The 18175-nt window shown below is 69.3% G+C and carries 15 protein-coding genes and 2 pseudogenes; 10 read left to right on the top strand and 7 right to left on the bottom strand.

Features of this window, described 5'->3' with window-relative positions; genetic code table 11:
- Positions 1-59: 59 nt before the first annotated feature.
- Complete coding sequence (locus F7R91_RS11620; protein ID WP_150947313.1) at positions 60-851, top strand: class I SAM-dependent methyltransferase; 792 nt, start codon at positions 60-62, stop codon at positions 849-851.
- Between the two features lie 3 nt (positions 852-854).
- Here F7R91_RS11620 and F7R91_RS11615 read toward each other — a convergent pair whose 3' ends face one another.
- Positions 855-2009, bottom strand: a complete 1155-nt coding sequence (locus F7R91_RS11615) for a winged helix DNA-binding domain-containing protein (RefSeq protein WP_150947311.1) — start codon at positions 2007-2009, stop codon at positions 855-857.
- 898 nt (positions 2010-2907) lie between these two features.
- Here F7R91_RS11615 and F7R91_RS11610 point away from each other — a divergent pair.
- The 4 genes from F7R91_RS11610 (at position 2908) to F7R91_RS11590 (ending at position 7911) form a co-directional block, all read left to right on the top strand.
- Positions 2908-3681 carry an isoprenyl transferase gene (locus F7R91_RS11610; RefSeq protein ID WP_150947309.1) on the top strand — a complete coding sequence of 258 codons (774 nt, stop codon included), beginning with the start codon at positions 2908-2910 and terminating at the stop codon, positions 3679-3681.
- A gap of 318 nt (positions 3682-3999) precedes the next feature.
- Positions 4000-5325: a PhoH family protein gene (locus F7R91_RS11600; RefSeq protein ID WP_150947305.1), complete on the top strand. Its 1326-nt coding sequence runs from the start codon at positions 4000-4002 to the stop codon at positions 5323-5325.
- A 418-nt stretch (positions 5326-5743) separates the two neighbouring features.
- Positions 5744-6439, top strand: coding sequence for an aggregation-promoting factor C-terminal-like domain-containing protein (locus tag F7R91_RS11595; protein WP_150947303.1), 696 nt, complete (start codon positions 5744-5746; stop codon positions 6437-6439).
- Between the two features lie 137 nt (positions 6440-6576).
- A complete protein-coding gene (locus tag F7R91_RS11590) occupies positions 6577-7911 on the top strand; it encodes an AI-2E family transporter (protein WP_150947301.1) in 1335 nt (444 codons plus the stop codon).
- Positions 7912-7983: 72 nt separating this feature from the next.
- On the opposite strand, the pseudogene F7R91_RS11585 reads toward F7R91_RS11590, so the two are convergent.
- Positions 7984-8280: pseudogene (locus F7R91_RS11585) on the bottom strand (carboxymuconolactone decarboxylase family protein); the annotation flags it as partial.
- On the opposite strand from F7R91_RS11585, the pseudogene F7R91_RS11580 reads away from it, so the two are divergent.
- The 4 genes and pseudogenes from F7R91_RS11580 to F7R91_RS11565 all read left to right on the top strand — a co-directional run.
- Positions 8273-8698, top strand: a pseudogene (locus F7R91_RS11580) (LysR substrate-binding domain-containing protein); the annotation flags it as partial. The pseudogenes F7R91_RS11585 and F7R91_RS11580 sit on opposite strands and share 8 nt — an antisense overlap.
- 182 nt (positions 8699-8880) lie before the next feature.
- Positions 8881-9756, top strand: coding sequence for a MarR family transcriptional regulator (locus F7R91_RS11575; protein ID WP_150947299.1), 876 nt, complete (start codon positions 8881-8883; stop codon positions 9754-9756).
- 96 nt (positions 9757-9852) lie between these two features.
- Positions 9853-10239, top strand: a complete 387-nt coding sequence (locus tag F7R91_RS11570; protein WP_191971446.1) for a roadblock/LC7 domain-containing protein — start codon at positions 9853-9855, stop codon at positions 10237-10239.
- A gap of 4 nt (positions 10240-10243) precedes the next feature.
- Entirely contained in the window at positions 10244-10672 is a 429-nt protein-coding gene (locus tag F7R91_RS11565) for a hypothetical protein (protein ID WP_150947297.1), read from the top strand.
- A gap of 45 nt (positions 10673-10717) precedes the next feature.
- Here F7R91_RS11565 and F7R91_RS11560 read toward each other — a convergent pair whose 3' ends face one another.
- The 5 genes from F7R91_RS11560 to F7R91_RS11540 form a co-directional block, all read right to left on the bottom strand.
- Positions 10718-13051, bottom strand: a complete 2334-nt coding sequence (locus tag F7R91_RS11560; RefSeq protein WP_150947295.1) for an ABC transporter permease — start codon at positions 13049-13051, stop codon at positions 10718-10720.
- On the bottom strand, positions 13048-13740 hold the full coding sequence (locus tag F7R91_RS11555; RefSeq protein WP_150947293.1) for an ABC transporter ATP-binding protein: 693 nt from the start codon (positions 13738-13740) through the stop codon (positions 13048-13050). Before F7R91_RS11555 ends, F7R91_RS11560 begins: the two co-directional genes overlap by 4 nt.
- A complete protein-coding gene (locus F7R91_RS11550) occupies positions 13737-14261 on the bottom strand; it encodes a PadR family transcriptional regulator (RefSeq protein ID WP_150947291.1) in 525 nt (174 codons plus the stop codon). Before F7R91_RS11550 ends, F7R91_RS11555 begins: the two co-directional genes overlap by 4 nt.
- Before the next feature lie 104 nt (positions 14262-14365).
- Complete coding sequence (locus tag F7R91_RS11545) at positions 14366-14653, bottom strand: hypothetical protein (RefSeq protein WP_191971445.1); 288 nt, start codon at positions 14651-14653, stop codon at positions 14366-14368.
- Positions 14599-15522: an SPFH domain-containing protein gene (locus F7R91_RS11540; protein ID WP_150947287.1), complete on the bottom strand. Its 924-nt coding sequence runs from the start codon at positions 15520-15522 to the stop codon at positions 14599-14601. Before F7R91_RS11540 ends, F7R91_RS11545 begins: the two co-directional genes overlap by 55 nt.
- A gap of 261 nt (positions 15523-15783) precedes the next feature.
- On the opposite strand from F7R91_RS11540, the gene F7R91_RS11535 reads away from it, so the two are divergent.
- Positions 15784-18144 carry a transglycosylase domain-containing protein gene (locus F7R91_RS11535; protein WP_150947285.1) on the top strand — a complete coding sequence of 787 codons (2361 nt, stop codon included), beginning with the start codon at positions 15784-15786 and terminating at the stop codon, positions 18142-18144.
- The last annotated feature ends 31 nt before the right edge of the window (positions 18145-18175 follow it).

The following is an 18175-nucleotide window of genomic DNA, read 5'->3' as shown; positions in this document are numbered from 1 at the left end:
CCCACACCCCCCAAAAAAAATCAGCGGCGCACCCCCAAACCCCCTGCCACGATCACCCCATGCCTCATCCCCACGACCACCGCCGCTTCGAAGACCTCGTCGCCGAAGGCGTCTCCGTGCCCACCGAGGGATGGGACTTCTCCTGGTTCGAGGGGCGGGCCAGCGAGGCGCGGCCCTCGTGGGGGTATGCGCAATTGATGGCCGCGCGGATCGGCCGCGCGGCCGCCGTGCTGGATGTGCAGACCGGCGGTGGCGAGGTCCTGGACTTCGCGCTCGGTGCCGCCCGGAAGGCGCCGCAGGTGGTCGTCGCGACCGAGGGCTGGCCGCCCAACGTCGCCAAGGCCACCGCGCTGCTGCGCCCCCGCGGCGTCGCGGTCGTCGCGGTGCCGGAGGACGCGCTGCTGCCGTTCGCGGACGGCGCCTTCGATCTCGTCGTCAGCCGGCACCCCGTACGCCCCCACTGGACAGAGATCGCACGGGTGCTGGGCCCCGGTGGCACGTACGTCGCCCAGCATGTGGGGCCGAGCAGTGTCTACGAGCTCGTCGAGTACTTCCTCGGCCCGCAGCCGGAGGAGCACCGCAACGCCCGTCATCCCGAGCGTGAGCGGGCCGATGCCGAGGCCGCAGGGCTCGAGATCGTCGATCTGCGTGCCGAGCGGCTGCGGATGGAGTTCCACGACATCGGCGCGGTGGTGCACTTCCTGCGCAAGGTGATCTGGATGGTTCCCGGGTTCACCGTGGAGGCGTACGACAGCCCGCTCCGTTCCCTCCATGAACTCATCGAGTCGCAGGGGCCCTTCGTCGCGCACAGCTCCCGTCACCTCTTCGAGGCGCGCAAGCCGGTCCGGTGAGTCTCAAGCGTGCGGTCCGGCAGTGACCTTTCCGATCACCAACTCCGGCCTTGCCTCCAGCACTTCGCCCGCCCTCTCGACCTGTTCGCCCAGCTCCCGTTCCTGCCGCGCCGTCAGGCGCCCCAGTGGCTCGACCGTGACGGTCGTACGGCGTCCCTGGCGGCGTTGGTGCCAGACCCCGGCCACCACCCCGTCGACCAGCAGCACGGGGTAGTTGCCGGCCTGTCCGCCGGACAGGGCCCGTTGCCAGGCGTCGCCGGGAAACAGCAGGTCGCGCGGCTGCGCGGCGATCGCGTACGCGTCGAAGTAGGGCAGCAGCCGCACACCTCGGAAGGAAGCGTCCGGGAAGTCGGTGTCGCCGGCCGCCACCCAGGCCGCAGGTCGGCCCGCGAGGCCGACCTCCTCGATTTCGCCCGCCTTCCCGAGCTCCGCGAACAGCCTCGCGGCCCAACCCGCGGGCGCCGCCAGCCACTTGGCGAAGTGTTCCGGCGTCGCCGGTCCGTAGGCGTGCAGATAGCGGCGTACGAATGTGTGCAGTGCCTCGTCCGGCGGCAGCGGGTCGAAGTGCGGCGGGCGGGTGTACGTCACCTTGCGGCCCCGGTTCGGTCCGAAGCACAGCGCGCCCGACTGGCCGGCCCGGTGCATCACCAGCCGCCAGCGCGGCCACATCCCTTGGAACGCGGGCATCACCAGGTCGCCGGCCCAGGCACCGGTGCGGGCGAGGACCTCCTCGCCGAGCTCGTCCGCGGTCAGGCACACCCCGTCGAGCGCGTCGCCGATCGCCGCGACGATCTGCTCGGCCTGTTCCTCGGTGACCCGGACGCCGGGCGGGAAGGGGCTCGCGCCGGGCGGGACCGCGGTCAGCGCGGAGCACCACAGGGGCAGCTCGTGGGCGGCGAGCAGGTGGACGGTCCCGCGCGGGCCGTGTGTCTTCACCAGCGAGCGGTCGTCCCACAGCGCGGTGCGCACGTGCGTCCGGGTGGTCCCGGCGGCCCGGATCCCCACCGACAGTTCGGCTGCGGACAGCACCTGCGCATGCGCGCCCAGCATCGCGGCGACCACCTCGGCGAGCGGTGTCCCGGCCGGGGCCGGCCGGGACAGGAACTGCCGCTGGAGCCGCCGTGCGCTGACCTCTTCCCAAGTGGTCCTTACGGTCATGGGACGACGCTAGGCCGGAATGAGGCCAACGGATGTCCCCTCTCCGCTCGCATTTCGCGTCACACATAGTGCAAATGGGGTGATTTGCCCAGGGGGTGGCGGGCCGCTCGTTCTTCTCCGATCTGACATGCGGAGTTTTCACATTGTTATCCCGTCGGGTCGCACCCAGTCTCATGCGTCACGTAAGTTCAGACCAAGGCAATTCGCGTGAGCAAAGCTGCGCGGGCGGTACCGCGCAGAGGAGGGGGCTGCGCGGTGCCGTGTTCTGGTGTGAGGGTGCGTCGTGGCGTCAAGCGGCCATTCGCTGACGTGGTCACCCGAGGGAAGTGCGTGTAGGGGTAAGCCGTCGAACGGGCCTCAAGGTGGATCAAAACCTCCCGATCCCTCTCGATCCCTCCTCATTCCGCGCCATCCAGGCGCTATCCCGGCGGTATCCCGCCCGATGCCCCAGTCATCCGCTGTGATTCGGCCATCAAGGAGCCCGGAAAAGGGCCTCACGTGACCATCGGCGCGTCGCCACCCGACTCCGGAGAGTAATTGTGACACGCCGATGCGCGCAGCATCACTTACAAAGGGTTATGGTGGAAGCCCCCCCTCGGGCCGGTCCGTCTCCCCCCCACGGACCGGCCCGTCTTCTTGTGCCGGGACGCCCCCCTTCTTGAGCCGGGGGCCCGCTTCCTTGAGCCGACGAGTCCGGACCCCCGCCCCCTCTCCCCTCTCCTCCCCTCCCCTCCGCCCCCACCCCCAGCACCCGTTGGCCGTGATTCCGCCCCGCAGGGGTAGGCTTCGCCTCCGGGGACCGTCGTAGGGAGCCCCCGGACCGCCACACGGACAAGGACCGCCCTCGGTCGTACCGGGGCCGCGCCTGTCCGATCCGTACGGAGGGGCTGACAATCACGTGAACCTGCGCGACAAGCTGCGCGGCCTGCTGGTCAGGCTGTACGCACGCCGGGTGGAAGGCCACCTGGACCACGCTCAGGTGCCCAAGCACATCGGCGTCATCATGGACGGCAACCGGCGCTGGGCGAAGGCCGCGGGCTCCACCACCGTGCACGGTCACCGGGCCGGGGCCGAGAAGATCGAGGAGTTCCTCGGCTGGTGCTCCGAGACGGACGTCGAGGTCGTGACCCTCTGGCTGCTGTCGACGGACAACTTCGACCGGCCCCAGGACGAGCTCGGCCCGCTCCTCGGGATCATCGAGGACGTCGTCCGCACCCTCGCCGCGGACGGCCGCTGGCGGGTGCATCACGTGGGCACCCCCGATCTGCTGCCCTCCGGGATGCAGACCGCGCTGAAGGAGGCCGAGGAGGCCACCGCCCACGTCGACGGGATAGTGGTCAACGTCGCCATCGGTTACGGCGGCCGCCAGGAGATCGCCGACGCGGTGCGCTCGATGATCCTCGACGCCGCCGACAAGGGCACCTCGATGCCGGACCTCGCCGAGGCCGTCGACGTCGACATGATCGGCCGCCACCTCTACACGGGTGACCAGCCCGACCCCGACCTCGTGATCCGCACCAGTGGCGAGCAGCGTCTGTCCGGATTCATGCTGTGGCAGACGGCCCACTCGGAGTACTACTTCTGCGAGGTCTTCTGGCCGGCGTTCCGCAAGGTGGACTTCCTGCGCGCCCTGCGCGACTACGCTGCGCGCCATCGCCGTTACGGCGGCTGACACCCGAAGGGTGTCCTGACTACCCCTTTTGGGGCGGAAGTAACAAGGAGTTCACCGGGGCGCCGTCACGTGCTGTGGCATGGCTGCGCATGTTCGAGGGCATAAGCCAGACAGGTCGACGCCCGAACCACGGGTGTCGGATCTCAGCGGACGGCACGGGGCCGTCCGCCCGGGAGGCCCTTTGCACCAGCCCTACCGTGCGGTCCCAGCACGGACGAGGAAGCGGAGGGCCGGTTTTCGGCCCGCGCAGGGCGGCCGACGACCGGTCCAGTTCCACTCCGTCGCTCCCCGACCTCATCCGAGGGGGTACGTCCTTCCGTGGTGACCAGCACAAAGCGCCACAAGCCAGACCGGCGCACCTATGTTCTCGACACCAGCGTCCTGCTGGCCGACCCGAACGCCCTGAACCGCTTCGACGAGCACGAGGTCGTGCTCCCCATCGTCGTGGTGACGGAACTGGAGGCCAAGCGGCACCATCCCGAGCTCGGCTACTTCGCCCGGCAGGCGCTGCGCCTGCTCGACGAGTTCCGGGTCCGGCACGGCCGTCTCGACGCCCCCATTCCGATCGGGGACCTCGGCGGAACCGTACGTGTCGAGCTCAACCACTCGGACCCCAGCGTGCTGCCCACCGGCTACCGCCTGGGGGACAACGACTCCCGCATCCTCGCGGTCGCCCGCAATCTGCAGGCCGAGGGGTTCGACGTCACCGTCGTGTCGAAGGACCTCCCGCTCAGGATCAAGGCGTCCTCCGTCGGCCTCCTCGCCGAGGAGTACCGCGCCGAGCTCGCCATCACGGACTCCTCCGGCTGGACCGGGATGTCAGAACTGACCCTGGGCGGGGAACAGGTGGACATCCTCTTCGAGGACGGGCACGCCTTTGTGCCCGAGGTCGCCGGCCTGCCGGTGCACACCGGTCTGACGATCCAGTCCGAGCGGGGCAAGGCGCTGGGACGGGTCACGGCCGAGGGCAACGTCCGGCTGGTGCGCGGCGACCGTGAGGCGTTCGGCATCAAGGGCCGGAGCGCGGAACAGCGCATCGCGCTGGACCTGCTCCTCGACCCGGACGTGGGGATCGTGTCGATGGGCGGCCGGGCCGGCACCGGCAAGTCGGCGCTCGCGCTCTGCGCCGGCCTGGAGGCGGTCCTGGAGCGCCGTCAGCACCAGAAGGTGATGGTCTTCCGGCCGCTGTACGCGGTGGGCGGGCAGGAGCTCGGCTATCTGCCCGGCACCGAGGCCGAGAAGATGAGCCCCTGGGCGCAGGCGGTCTTCGACACGCTGTCGGCGGTCACCAGCCGCGAGGTCATCGAGGAGGTCACCGCGCGGGGCATGCTGGAGGTCCTCCCGCTCACCCACATCCGCGGCCGCTCGCTCCATGACGCGTTCGTGATCGTGGACGAGGCCCAGTCACTCGAACGGAACGTCCTGCTGACCGTACTGTCCCGAATCGGTGCGAATTCACGGGTCGTTCTGACCCATGATGTGGCACAAAGGGACAATCTGAGGGTCGGGCGATACGACGGTGTCGTCGCCGTCGTCGAGAAACTGAAGGGTCATCCGCTCTTCGCGCATGTCACCCTGACGCGGTCCGAGAGGTCCCAGATTGCCGCCCTTGTGACCGAAATGCTGGAGGACGGGCAGATCTGAGAGCAACCGCCCAATCGGGGTGGATTACGCGGCAGTTGGCGCCGTCCGGCAAAGGCGAGAAGCCTAGCCGGACGGCGTCGGCGTGTGTGGGGGTTTCTTGAAATCCCCTGGGTCAAACACGATGTGAGCTTTCACACGCAACGCAGAATTGCCTTGCGGCGTCCGGTTACGGCAGAGTCTCACTCCTGTCAGGCCTCGCATACGACACACCTGTACCCCCAGCGGTACGGCACCACAGAAGAAGCACTGCTAACTCCATAGAGTTGTCGTATGCCGCCCGAGCACCACGCGGCGCTTCCCTCGGGGAGTTGCCCACCGGGCCCGCGCCTCCCGTGACCCCGCAGTTGGGAGGCCAGTGTCAGGGGCACGATTGCGTCCGCCAGGGTCACCGAAGCGGGCGATGCTGGAAGGAAACCGTGTGAGCCGGATTTCGGTCCGGGGGTTCGCAGTGGCTTCGGCCACGGCGGTCACCGCTGTCGGTAGCGTCGTCGGAGTTGCCTCGGGCAGCACCGCGCAGCCCAACGACGCCGAGGCGACGGCAGCCGACTCGACGCTCCTCGCGGACATACCCGCGGGCCAGCAGGCCCAGGTGCAGACCGCCTCCCTGACGCAGCAGGCCAATGTGCAGGCCATCGCGGCGGACGCGAGCGCCAAGAAGGACGCCGAGGAAGCCGCTCGCAAGGCGGCCGCCGAGAGTGCGATCGCCAAGAAGGAAGCCGCCGAGAAGGCGGCCGAGGAAGCCGCCAAGGAGCGCGCCGAGGCGAAGGCCGCGGCCAGCCGCAGCTCCGCCTCCTCCGCGGACTTCCCGGTCCAGAGCTCCTACTCGGTCGCGCAGATCCAGGCGATGGCTCGGCAGATGGTGGCGAGCGACCAGTTCCAGTGCTTCAGCAACATCGTGGACCACGAGTCGAGCTGGAACTACCAGGCGGTCAACCCCTCCTCCGGTGCCTACGGTCTCTTCCAGGCCCTGCCCGCCGGCAAGATGGAGTCCGCCGGCTCCGACTGGCGGACCAACCCGGCCACCCAGATCAAGTGGGGCCTCAACTACATGAACGACCGGTACGGCAGCCCGTGTGGCGCTTGGTCGTTCTGGCAGGCCCACAACTGGTACTGAGACTCCGGGGGCCCCGGCTCCCGCTCTCAACCCCGCGCAGCCCCTCCCCGTCCTAGGGGGAGGGGCTATCGCCATGTACGGTCGGACGCAACGACTCCAGGGGAGTGGTGGGGATCGACGGGGGAAGAGGACGGATCATGTCGCGAGTGCCATGGTGGCTCGGTCGGCTCGGCGCCGGACTGACCGAGATGAGTGAGCGGTTGGACGAGCGGCGTGCCGAGGTGGAGCGGGAGAACGACGAGCCCGAACCGGTGACGGCTGCGGAACACGTCCCGGCGTCCCGTGACCCCGAACCCGTGCCCGTGCCCTCCCCCGTGGCCGCGGCGCGCCCGGACCCCGCGCAGGCCGTGCCGTGGGGAGTGCGGGTCGCGGCGGAGGCCGGCTGGCGGCTGCTCGTGCTGGCCGGCACGGTCTGGGTGCTGATGCGGGTCATCAGCGCCGTACAACTGGTGGTGCTCGCCTTTGTGAGCGCGCTGCTGATCACGGCGCTGCTCCAGCCGACGGTGGCGCGGCTGCGGCGGGTCGGCTTCCCGGGGGGCCTCGCCACGGCGCTGACCGCGGTCCTCGGCTTCGTCGTCATGGGGCTGATCGGGTGGTTCGTGACCTGGCAGGTCATGGAGAACATCGACAATCTCTCCGACCAAGTCCAGGACGGCATCGACGAGTTGCGCAAGTGGCTCCTGAACAGCCCGTTCCATGTCACGGACAAACAGATCAACGAGATCGCCAAGAACCTGCGCGAAGCGATCGGCTCGAACACGGACGCGATCACTTCTGCGGGTCTGGAGGGCGTGACGGTCGTGGTCGAGGCCCTGACCGGCATCCTCCTGACGATGTTCTCGACCCTCTTCCTGCTCTACGACGGCCGGCGCATCTGGGAGTGGACGCTGAAGCTGGTGCCCGCGGCGGCGCGGCCCGGCGTCGCGGGTGCGGGCCCGCGGGCGTGGCGCACGCTGACGGCGTACGTGCGCGGCACGGTGATAGTGGCGCTGATCGACGCGATCTTCATCGGCCTGGGCATCTACTTCCTCGACGTCCCGATGGCCGTGCCCCTCGCGGTGTTCATCTTCCTGTTCGCCTTCATCCCGCTCGTGGGCGCCGTCGTCTCCGGTGCGCTGGCGGTGGTCGTCGCCCTGGTCACCCAGGGCGTGTTCACGGCGGTGATGACCCTGGTGGTCGTCCTGGCGGTCCAGCAGATCGAGGGGCACATCCTCCAGCCGTTCATCCTCGGCCGGGCCGTCCGGGTCCATCCGCTCGCGGTGGTCCTGTCGGTGGCGGCGGGCGGCCTGGTCGCCGGCATCGGCGGCGCGGTCGTCGCGGTGCCCCTGGTCGCCGTGACCAACACGGTGGTGGGCTATCTCCGGGCGTACTCCCAGGAACCGGCCCTCAGGTACTCCCCGAAACCCAGGGGCGCCACGGTGGCCGACGCGGCCCCGGTGACACAGGCGACGACGGACACACCGCCGGCGTAAGACAGCGGGTCCCGCCCACCCGAAGGTGACCGGGACCCCATGAGTGCAGGGCGAGTTACTCCGCCGGCACAGTTACTCCGCCAGCACCGCTTCCGTCTCCAGTGTCGTGCCGACCGCCTGGATCACGGACGCGATCTTGAACGCTTCCTGGACGACCTCGCGCTCGACGCCCGCCTTGCGGAGCACCTGCTCGTGGGAGTCGAGGCACAGGCCGCAGCCGTTGATGGCGGACACCGCGAACGACCACAGCTCGAAGTCGGTCTTGTCGACACCGGGGTTGCCGATGACGTTCATCCGGAGGCCGGCCCGCAGATTGCCGTACTCGTGGTCCGAGAGCAGGTGACGCGTGCGGTAGAAGACGTTGTTCACACCTCTCGGTCACCGGCTCGGCGGACGCGAGGGCATCCCCCGCGAGGCGCTGCGCGCGCTGAACCTGCTGCTTCTCGACGAGGGGCACTGTCTGCGCGACCAGGCCCTGGACATCTGCCGGGAGGCCGGACGCGAGGACGTCCCCGTGACCACGACCGCCGCCGGCCTCGCCACCCTCGTCCAGCTCGTCGCCGGCGGTCTCGGAGTCACCCTGCTCCCGCGCACGGCCCTCAAGGTCGAGACAACCCGCAGCAACCAACTCCTCACGGGCTCCTTCGCCGACCCGGTCCCGACCCGCCGCATCGCCCTGGCCATGCGCACGGGCGCGGCGCGCGGTGCCGAGTACGGGGAGCTGGCGGGCGCGCTGCGTGAGGCGTTGCGGCCGTTGCCGGTGCGGGTGCTCGACGAGGGCGCCTGAAAGCATTCTCCAACATTCGTTCAAATGAGCGCCGAACATCGCTCTTCGAACGGCTGGATATTTCAACTTCCGTCAGGTGAAGGCAGCTAGCAAGACCTCGCCCGGAAAATGCGTCCGGGCTGATACATATTCCTCCCTCAGCGTTACGCGTCAGGCGTATGTGCGACAGGCCAAGGGGAGTGATGTCGGACATTCAGGGTCCCCTCGACCGGTTCGGTCACGACCTGCTCGTGTCGGCTCTGGTCGCGTGCGCGCGTGAGGAGTTCAGCGGGGAACTGCGTGTGTCCGGGATGCCCGGCGGCACCTTCCATCTGCGCGGCGGACTCGTCGTCGCGGTCGAGAGCCCCGGTGCCCCGGGTCCGGAGGCTCTGCTGCTGCGCTCCGGCCGGGTCAGCGGCGAGGAGTGGGCCGGTCTCGTACGGGAGGCCGGCGGTGCGCGCTGGCCGGCGGCCGGACTGATCACCCGCGGGTACGCGGGCGCCGCGCAGCTCAGGGTCGTCTGCGCGATGGCCCTGCACGACGCGGTCTTCGCGATCGTCGCCGGCCGGGTGGACGGCTGCGAACGCGGCCTCGCGGCCGAGCCGTTCACCCAGGTCGCCGTGGGCGAGCCGCCCATCAGGCTGCTCCACGACGCGGCCCGCAAACTGCTGGCGATCACCTCCCTGCCCCACCCCGTACGGCCGGACCGTGAACGCCCCCGCCCCGTCCCGGACCTCGCCGCCCCGCTCACCGCGCTGCAACGCGAGCTGCACGCACAGGCCGACGGCCGCAGTACCTGCCGCGACCTGGCCTTCCGGTCAGGACGCGGGGTCTACACCGTCACCGTCGAGATCGCCCGGATGCTCGGCGAGGGGTTCCTCGTGTGCGAGGGGCCTCCGCCGATCCCGGTCCGGGCCATCCCCGAAGGGCAGGGCGTGCACCACCGCAAGCCTCCCGCATACCCCCCACCGCAGCCACCCCCCGTACCGGCCGCCCTGCCTCGCCGACGGCCCGGCGGCTTCTTCCGACTGCGGAACGGAACCCGAAACGAAGAAAGCGACATGAGCAAGCCGACATGAGCAAGGCGAATGCACAAGCCGGCAGGACGAGCCGGCGAGAACAAGAGTGCATGCACGAGCCGAACAGATGTGAACAGAAACAGGAGAGTTGACTGCATGGACCACAAAGCGCTGGCGCTGGAAATGCGCGGCCTGCGTGAACAGGTCACCGGAATCACCGACACCGCCGTGGCGGCCGCCGACGGGTTGCTGATCGCCGCCGACACGGCCGACTCCATCGACCCCGAGGGCCTCGCCGCCCTCGCCGCGGCGGGCCTCGGCCTCGCCCGCCGTACCGCCGACGCGACCTCGCGCGGCATCCTGCGCCGGACGGTGACCTACGGCAGCCACGGCTGCGCCGCCTTCTACTCGGTCGGCGACACCGCCCTGGTCGTCGTGCTCGGCGACGAGGGACTGGACGTGGACCGTCTACACATGGCGACCCAGCCGGCCCTGGACCGGATCGGCGCGATCCTCACTGACAAGGCCACGGAAGGAGTGTGAAGGCATGGCAACGAAGCGTATGTCTCCCGGTTTCTCCGATCAGGTGATGGGCCTGGTCAAGTCCCTGCGTACCGACGCCCCCGAATGTGTCGCCGCGGGCGCGGTCGACATGTCGACCGGCATGCTGCTGTCGTACGAGACGGTCGACAACCATCCGCCCGAGGTCCTGGATCTGCTGGCGGGAGCGACCCTCGACCTGTTCCAGGGCCGTACGGTCGTGATGATCGAGGACGTCTTCAAGGAGCGCCGCGGGATCACCAGTGACACCCATTTCTTCCAGGAGATTCTGGTCAACAGCGACAACCTCACCCACCTGTTCGTGCGCATGAGCGACCAGCAGGACGTGGTCGCCGTGGTCGTCTGCCGCAAGTCGGTGAACGTGGGCATGCTGTTCGCCCAGGTACGGCGGGTGGTGCGGGAGTACAGCCTGTGAGCATGCCGTGGCCCCTCCCCGTGGCGGGGGAGGGGCCGCCGGCCGCTACTCGGTGCGCAGCCCGTCCGGGCGCATCAGCCGGAGCAGCGGCGGCATGCTGAGCAGGGTCACCACCAGCACGACCGCGGCACCGATGCCGGTCATCGTCAGCACGCTCAGCCAGTCGACGGTCACCTTGGTGCCCGTCATCTTCAGCAGCACCGTGCCCAGCGTCAGACCGACCGTCGAGGCGAGGACCAGGCCGAGCGTGATCGGTATCGCCGTCTGCCACAGCACCGACAGGCTCAGCGTGCGGCGCCGGGTGCCGAAGGCCACCAGGGACGAGAGCAGCTTCTTGCGCTCGCGCAGCTGCTCCAGCTGGGAGACGAGCAGACTCGCCCCGATGAGGACCAGCACACACGTGGCGCCGACGAACAGCCCGGTGCGGATGGACCGGAACTGGGTGGACTGCTCACTGACCGTCATGTTGTACACGTCCGCGAGCGGATCGAACCGGGCGGCCGTGTTGCGTACGTTGTCGCGGGAGTCCGGCACCGACGGGTCGAACCTGACGTACACCTTCTGCGACAGGCCGGCCGTCGCGGCCGCGGGCAGCGCACGGGGAGTGATGAGGAGTCCGTCCCGGGCGTAGCCGGTGGGGTCCTCGCGGGGCGCCGCCGTCTTCAGCCCTGCGGGCACCTTCCAGGCCGCCGCAGGGTGCTCGTAGTCGGTGTACGACGGGTCGAAGTAGACCGTGCGGCCGGCCTGGGCGAGCTCCCTGGTGCCCTCGTCGTACTCACCGCCGAGGATGCGGTAGATCTCGCCGTCCCGGCAGGACTTCAGGGTCGCGACCTCGCGCAGTGCCGCACAGCTGCCGACGGCCACCTCGATGGACGTCTCCGGATTGTTCGTCCGCTCTCCGACATACGTCGTGGTGATGGTCTTCGCCGTCTGCACGCCCTTGGTCTGTGCGAACTCCCGGGCGACCTTCTCCTGGGACGCCCCGCCCCGCACGTCGACGGTCATCTGGGCCCGGCTGACGTCGTTGTCCGTCTCCTTGGTGTAGGCGGCCTCGACTCCCGAGAACAGCATCTGCAGGGCGATCGCGCCGGCCACCGCGACCGCGATGCCGTTGACCAGGCGGGCGGCCGTTCCGCTGCTCAGCTGGAGCCTGCGGACGGCCAGTTGCCAGGAAACCGAGCCGGAGTTCAGCCGGGCGACCACCGCCTCGACGATCCACGGCAGCAGAGCGGTGATGCCGACGAGCAGCAGGACCGTGCCGCCGATGACCATCCATTCGTTGAAGTCGCCGTTGCCGTTGCCCTGTCCGACCATCGGGTACAGCAGGCCGAGGCCGGCCAGCGGCAGCAGCAGCCGCCACCACAGGCGGCGCCGCGGGGGCTTGGTCGTGCGGACCACGCCGAGCGGTTCGATGACGACACCGCGCAGTGCCAACAGCGTCACCAGGACGGCCGCGGCGGGCACGGCGGCCGCAACGAGCAGGGCGAGCGCGGGGGACGGATCGAGGTCGCTGGGAAACAGGCTGACATCGCGCACCTCGAGCAACGCCACCAACTGGCGCCCCGCCAGGAAGAACGCGGTACCGAAGACCAATCCCAGCAGCGACCCCGCGAGCGCCTCGCCCGCCGCGATCCGGCGGGTCATCCGCCCGTCCGCGCCGACCAGGCGCAGTGCCGCGAGTCGGCGGTCCCGGCGCTCGCCGCCGAAACGCACGGCCGCGGCGATGAACACGGCGACCGGCATCAGCAGCACGGTGAAGACCATGAGGACGAGCAGCAGCAGGACCGGGTCCAGACCCTCGCCAGGTGGCTTGACGGACGGCCCGAAGTAGTCGATGCGCTCGACCTTGCCGCCCGACAGACGCTTCCCCAGGCCCTCGGCGCCCGCGTAGTAGGCGAGTTCGGCGGGGCCGATGAGCCCGGACTGAGCGATGGTGCCGGTGACGCGATAGGGCAGGCGTTCGCGCAGCAGCTTGCCTGAGTCCGACTTCAGCAGCCTGTCCAGTGCGGGCGAGACGACCATGTCCCCGGGCGCGGGAAACTTCGTGATGCCCGGAGGCAGCGGCGCCTTGGGACCCTCGGGTTCCGTCAGCCGGCCGCGTATGTCCTCACTGTGGTACGTCGAGTCGGTGCGCGCGATGATGAGCGTGTCGTCGGCCTTCGGCTTGGCCTCGCTGATGTACGTGAAGTCGTCGCGGGCCGATCCCCGGTCGTCCCGGGCCTTGATCGCGCCCGGCAGTGCGGTGGTGAGCAGCAGCAGCGCCACTCCCAGCCCGACCCCGACGGCCGTCAGCAGGACCCGGACCCAGCCCTCGCGGCCGCCGGTGAACGCGAACTTGGCGCCCATGCCCAGGTCGCGCGACCACTGGCCGGCGCTCATACGGCCCGCTCCATGTCCCGGGACTTCCCGTCCCGTACGACGATCTCGCGGTCGGAGTAGGCGGCCACCCGCGCCTCGTGCGTGACCAGCACGACGGCGGCGTTGGTGGACCGGGCGGCCTCTGTGAGCAGTTCCATCACGCGCTCGCCGTTGAGGGAGTCGAGTGCGCCGGTGGGCTCGTCGGCGAACAGCACGCGCGGGCCGGTGACCAGCGCGCGGGCGACGGCGACCCGCTGTCCCTGACCGCCGGAGACCTCGCCGGGCCGCTTGGCCCCGAGGTCGTCGACCTCCAGGCGCTCCATCCAGGCCAGCGCGGTGCGCTCGGCCTCCTTGCGGCCGGTGCCGTTCAGCCGCAGCGGGAGGGCCACGTTCTCGACGCAGGTCAGTTCGGGAACGAGCTGCCCGAACTGGAACACGAACCCGAACTCGGACCGCCGCAGCGCGCTGCGCTGTGTGTCGCTCAGCCCGGCCATCTCCTGGCCGTTGTACGTGATCGAGCCCGCGTCGGGCGGCACGATCCCGGCGAGGCAGTGGAGCAGGGTCGACTTGCCGGAGCCGGAGGGGCCCATCACGGCGACGACCTCGCCGGGGTGGATGGAGAACTCGGCGCCGTCCAGGGCGGTCGTGGGACCGTACGTCTTGCGCAGTCCGGACGCGGCGAGCAGGGAACCAGCCGGATGATGCGTCATCGGGTCACCGCCTCGGCGAGTTTGTCGAGACGCGCGGCGGTCAGCTCCAGCCAGCGCAGGTCGGCCTCGAGATGGAAGAGTGCGTGGTCGCAGATCAGTTGGTCGGCGAGATCGCCGTTGCGCTTGCGGTCGGTGAGGATCCGCATCATCCGCAGATGCTCGGAGCGCTGCGTGTCGAGGAGGTCGGCCGCGTTGCGGTGGGTGAGCAGCGCGAGGACGACCTTGGTGTACAGCGTCGACTGCAGATACGGCTCGGGCTTCTCCGGAGTGGCGAGCCAGAGCGCCACGTCGGAGACCCCGGCGTCGGTGATCGCGTACCGCTTGCGCTCGGGGCCGTCGCCCGCCTCGATCCCGTCGACCTCGACGAGTCCGTTCTTCAGGAGGCGCGACATCGTCGAATAGACCTGGCCGTAGTGCAGCGGCCGGTCGTGACCGAATTTCTCGTCGAAGGCCCGCTTCAGGTCGTAGCCGTGGCGCGGCCCCGACTCCAGCAGGCCCAGAAGGGTGTGACCGATGGACATGACAGCACTCTACACAGCGTGTATACCCGCCATGTATACGCGGAGTGTGTAGATCATGGCGGGGTGTGGGGGAGCGCAGGTGGGGGCCGATTGTCACGGTTCTGCTACTGAGACCGGGGCGGCCGCCCGCGGCGGGGCAGCGGACCCGCCTCGCCCGGCAGCCGCCCCGCCTCCTGCAGCGCCCTGCGCAGCAGGAACTCGATCTGCGCGTTGGCCGACCGCAGTTCGTCGCCCGCCCAGCGGGCCAGTGCCTCGTACACCGCGGGGTCCAACCGCAGCAGCACCTGCTTGCGCTGCTGCGGCCGACGCTGAGGGGCCGGGCCCTCGGACGGGGTCGTCACTGGTAGAGGGACCCGGTGTTGAGGACCGGCTGCGGGCTCCGGTCGCCGCACAGCACCACCATCAGGTTGGACACCATCGCTGCCTTCCGTTCCGGGTCCAGCTCCACGATGTCCCGCTCGGTGATCCGGGCGAGTGCCGCCTCGACCATCCCCACGGCTCCGTCCACGATCTCCCGCCGGGCCGCGACGACCGCCCCCGCCTGCTGCCGCTGGAGCATCGCCGAGGCGATCTCGGGTGCGTAGGCGAGATGCGTGAACCGCGACTCGATGATCTGCACCCCGGCCGCCTCCACGCGTGCGTGCAGTTCGACGGCGAGCTTCTCGGTGATCTCCTCCGCGTCACCGCGCAGCGACAGCCCGGCCTCGTCGTGGGCGTCGTAGGGGTACTCGATGGCGATGTGCCGTACGGCCGCCTCGGTCTGGGTGGCGACGAACTCCAGGAAGTCGTCCACCTCGAAGCTGGCCTGCGCGGTGTCCTGGACCTTCCATACGACCACCGCGGCGAGCTCGATCGGGTTGCCGTAGGCGTCGTTCACCTTGAGGACGGCGGTCTCGTGGTTGCGGACGCGGGTCGAGATCTTCGCGCGGGAGGTGAAGGGGTTCACCCAGCGCAGCCCGTCCTCGCGGATCGTCCCCCGGTACCGCCCGAAGAGCTGCACGACCCGCGCCTCACCCGGCGACACCATGTTCAGCCCGCACATCGCGAGGAACGCGGCGGCGGCGATCACGATGCCGGTGACGATCAGCGCGGCCTTGGGGCCCGCCACGGCGACGGTCGAGCCGCCCATGATCGTCCCGGCGCCGATCAGCAGTCCGACCAGCCCGAGCAGCAGCGCGAGCCCGCCGCCGATGTTGTGCGCGGCGAACTCCTGCACGCGTGGCGCGGGCATCTCGGGTATGTCGTCGGTGTGTGCGGACATGGGGTCCCCGTTCTGTCGGTGCTCCGGTCGCTGTCGCTAGCTCCGGTCTATCTAAGTGATAGCACTTTAACCGTCCCTGCCGCATCCCGAGCAACCCTCGGCCCCCGTTATTCGTCGGTTCCGTTGGAACGGGTGCTGATTCTCACGCCCGTAAAGACCGGATCGCGCGCCGTTTGTCATAGAGAGCGGTGTTAGCTTTCTGAGCTGACCTGAGCCACGACCCTGCATGACGGCCGAGTAGAAAGCGGAGCGAAGCGACTCATGGGACGAGCGGAAGAGAGACGAGCGCGACAGCGTGGTGGCCGTCGCGCAGCGCCCAGGAACCGCTCGTCGCAGGCGGCCATGGGCTCGGCGCCGACGGCTCCGCGGGGCCGGGCGGCCGCCAGGAGGAGCGCCAGGGGCGGCACGAGCGACAAGAGCCTCATACGCAGGCTGTTCACCTGGAAGAAGATCCTGGGTACGTTCTTCGGCCTGTGTCTGCTCGGTATCGGCTCCTTCGTCGTGCTGTACCTGATGATCGACATCCCCGCCAGCGGGAACGAGGACGCCAGGCTCCAGAGCAACGTCTACAAGTACAGCGACGGCACGATCCTGACCCGCAACGGCGACCTCAACCGTGAGGTCGTGGACCTCGCGCAGGTCCCCAAGCCCGTGCAGAAGACCTTCGTCGCCGCCGAGAACAAGACCTTCTACAAGGACGCCGGCGTCGACCTCAAGGGCACGGCACGCGGTCTGCTCAACACGCTCTCCGGCAAGGGCGCCCAGGGCGGCTCGACGATCACCCAGCAGTACGTCAAGAACTACTATCTGACCCAGGATCAGACCGTCACGCGCAAGCTGAAGGAACTGGTCATCTCGCTGAAGCTGGACCGCGAGAAGGACAAGGACTTCATCCTCGCCGGCTACATCAACACCAGCTACTACGGCCGCGGCGCCTACGGCATTCAGGCCGCCGCCCAGGCCTACTACCGCGTCGACGCCGAGAAGCTCAGCGTCGCGCAGGGCGCCTACCTCGCCGCTCTGCTCCAGGCACCGAGCCAGTACGACTGGGCCGTCGCCACCGACAACGGCAAGAGGCTGGTCAAGAACCGCTGGAACTACGTCCTGAACAACATGGTCGAGGAGGGCTGGCTGGACCAGGCCGAGCGCGACTCGATGAAGTTCCCGGTGCCCAAGGAGCCGAGGCCCTCGGCCGGTATGCGCGGCCAGATCGGCTACCTGGTGGACGCCGCCAACGACGAGATGGAGAAGCAGCTTGTCGCCCAGGGCACCGCCGAGGACGCCAAGCAGGCCGAGGCGATGGTCGAGGCCGGCGGCTGGACCATGACGCTCAACATCGACAAGAAGAAGCAGACGGCGCTGGAGAAGGCGGTCAAGGAACAGCTGACCAGCAAGCTCGACAAGAAGAAGCGCAAGGTCGACGGGAACGTTCAGGCCGGTGCCGCCTCGGTCAACCCGAAGACGGGCGCGGTCGTCGCGATGTACGGCGGCGTGGACTATCTCAAGCACTACACGAACAACGCCACCCGCCCGGACTACCAGCCCGCCTCCACCTTCAAGCCGGTGATCCTCGCCGCGGCCTTCGACGACGAGGCCGAGACGCAGGACGGCAACCAGATCATGGCGAACTCGGTCTACGACGGCACGAGCAAGCGCCCCGTCGAGGGCAGCGACATCGCCTTCGCCCCGGAGAACGAGGACGACCGGAGCTACGGGAACGTCACCGTCCAGACGGCGATGAACAAGTCCATCAACTCCGTCTTCGCGCAGATGGGCGTCGACGTCGGCATGGACAAGGTGCTCAAGACCGCGAGCGACCTGGGCATGCACACCGACGGGCTGGAGGCGGTACCGGCGCAGACCCTGGGCACCATGGGCGCGAGCCCGCTGGAGATGGCCGGTGTCTACGCCACCCTCGACAACCACGGCAAGAAGGTCACCCCGGCGGTCATCAAGAAGGTCGAGCACAGCTCCCTCAAGGTCGACCCCCCGGATCCGGTCGGGGACGAGGTCATCAGCCGCGAGGCAGCCGACTCGGTCACCTCGGTGCTCACCGGCGTGGTCGACGACGGCACGGCCCGGACGTCGGTGCGGGACAACCCGAAGCGCATCGGCCAGAAGGTCGCGGGCAAGACCGGTACGTCCGACAACAACAAGTCGGCCTGGTTCACCGGTTACACCCCGAACCTGGTCACCTCGGTGGGCCTGTTCGGCGAGTCCGCCAAGCCGCCGCACCCCCAGGTCACCCTGACCGGCGCCACGGGCCTCATCCCGGCCCCGGGCCGTATCAACGGTGGCGGCTACCCGGCGCAGATCTGGGCGGCGTACACCTTCGGAGTCGACACCAAGATCACCCAGTTCGACCTGGACACCGACCAGGGCGCCGCGGTGCAGCCGATCCAGTCGCCGACCTTCTCGCAGAAGCCGTCCTCCACGCCTTCCGACGAGCCGACGACCAAGGAGCCGACGACCGCCCCGCCGACCACCAAGGAGCCGACGTCCGCCCCGCCGACCTCCGAGGAACCGACGACCCCACCGACGACGAACGAGCCCACGGCCCCGACGACGTCACCGACGGGTGAGATCCCCGAGGATCCGGTGGATCCGAACAGCGGCCAGTAGGAACGAACAGCAGCCGGCAGGAACAGCGAAG

Origin of the sequence: Streptomyces luteolifulvus, assembly GCF_008806595.1 — a bacterium.
Taxonomy (GTDB): Bacteria; Actinomycetota; Actinomycetes; order Streptomycetales; family Streptomycetaceae; genus Streptomyces; species Streptomyces luteolifulvus.
This window is presented reverse-complemented; position numbering and strand designations above follow the sequence as displayed.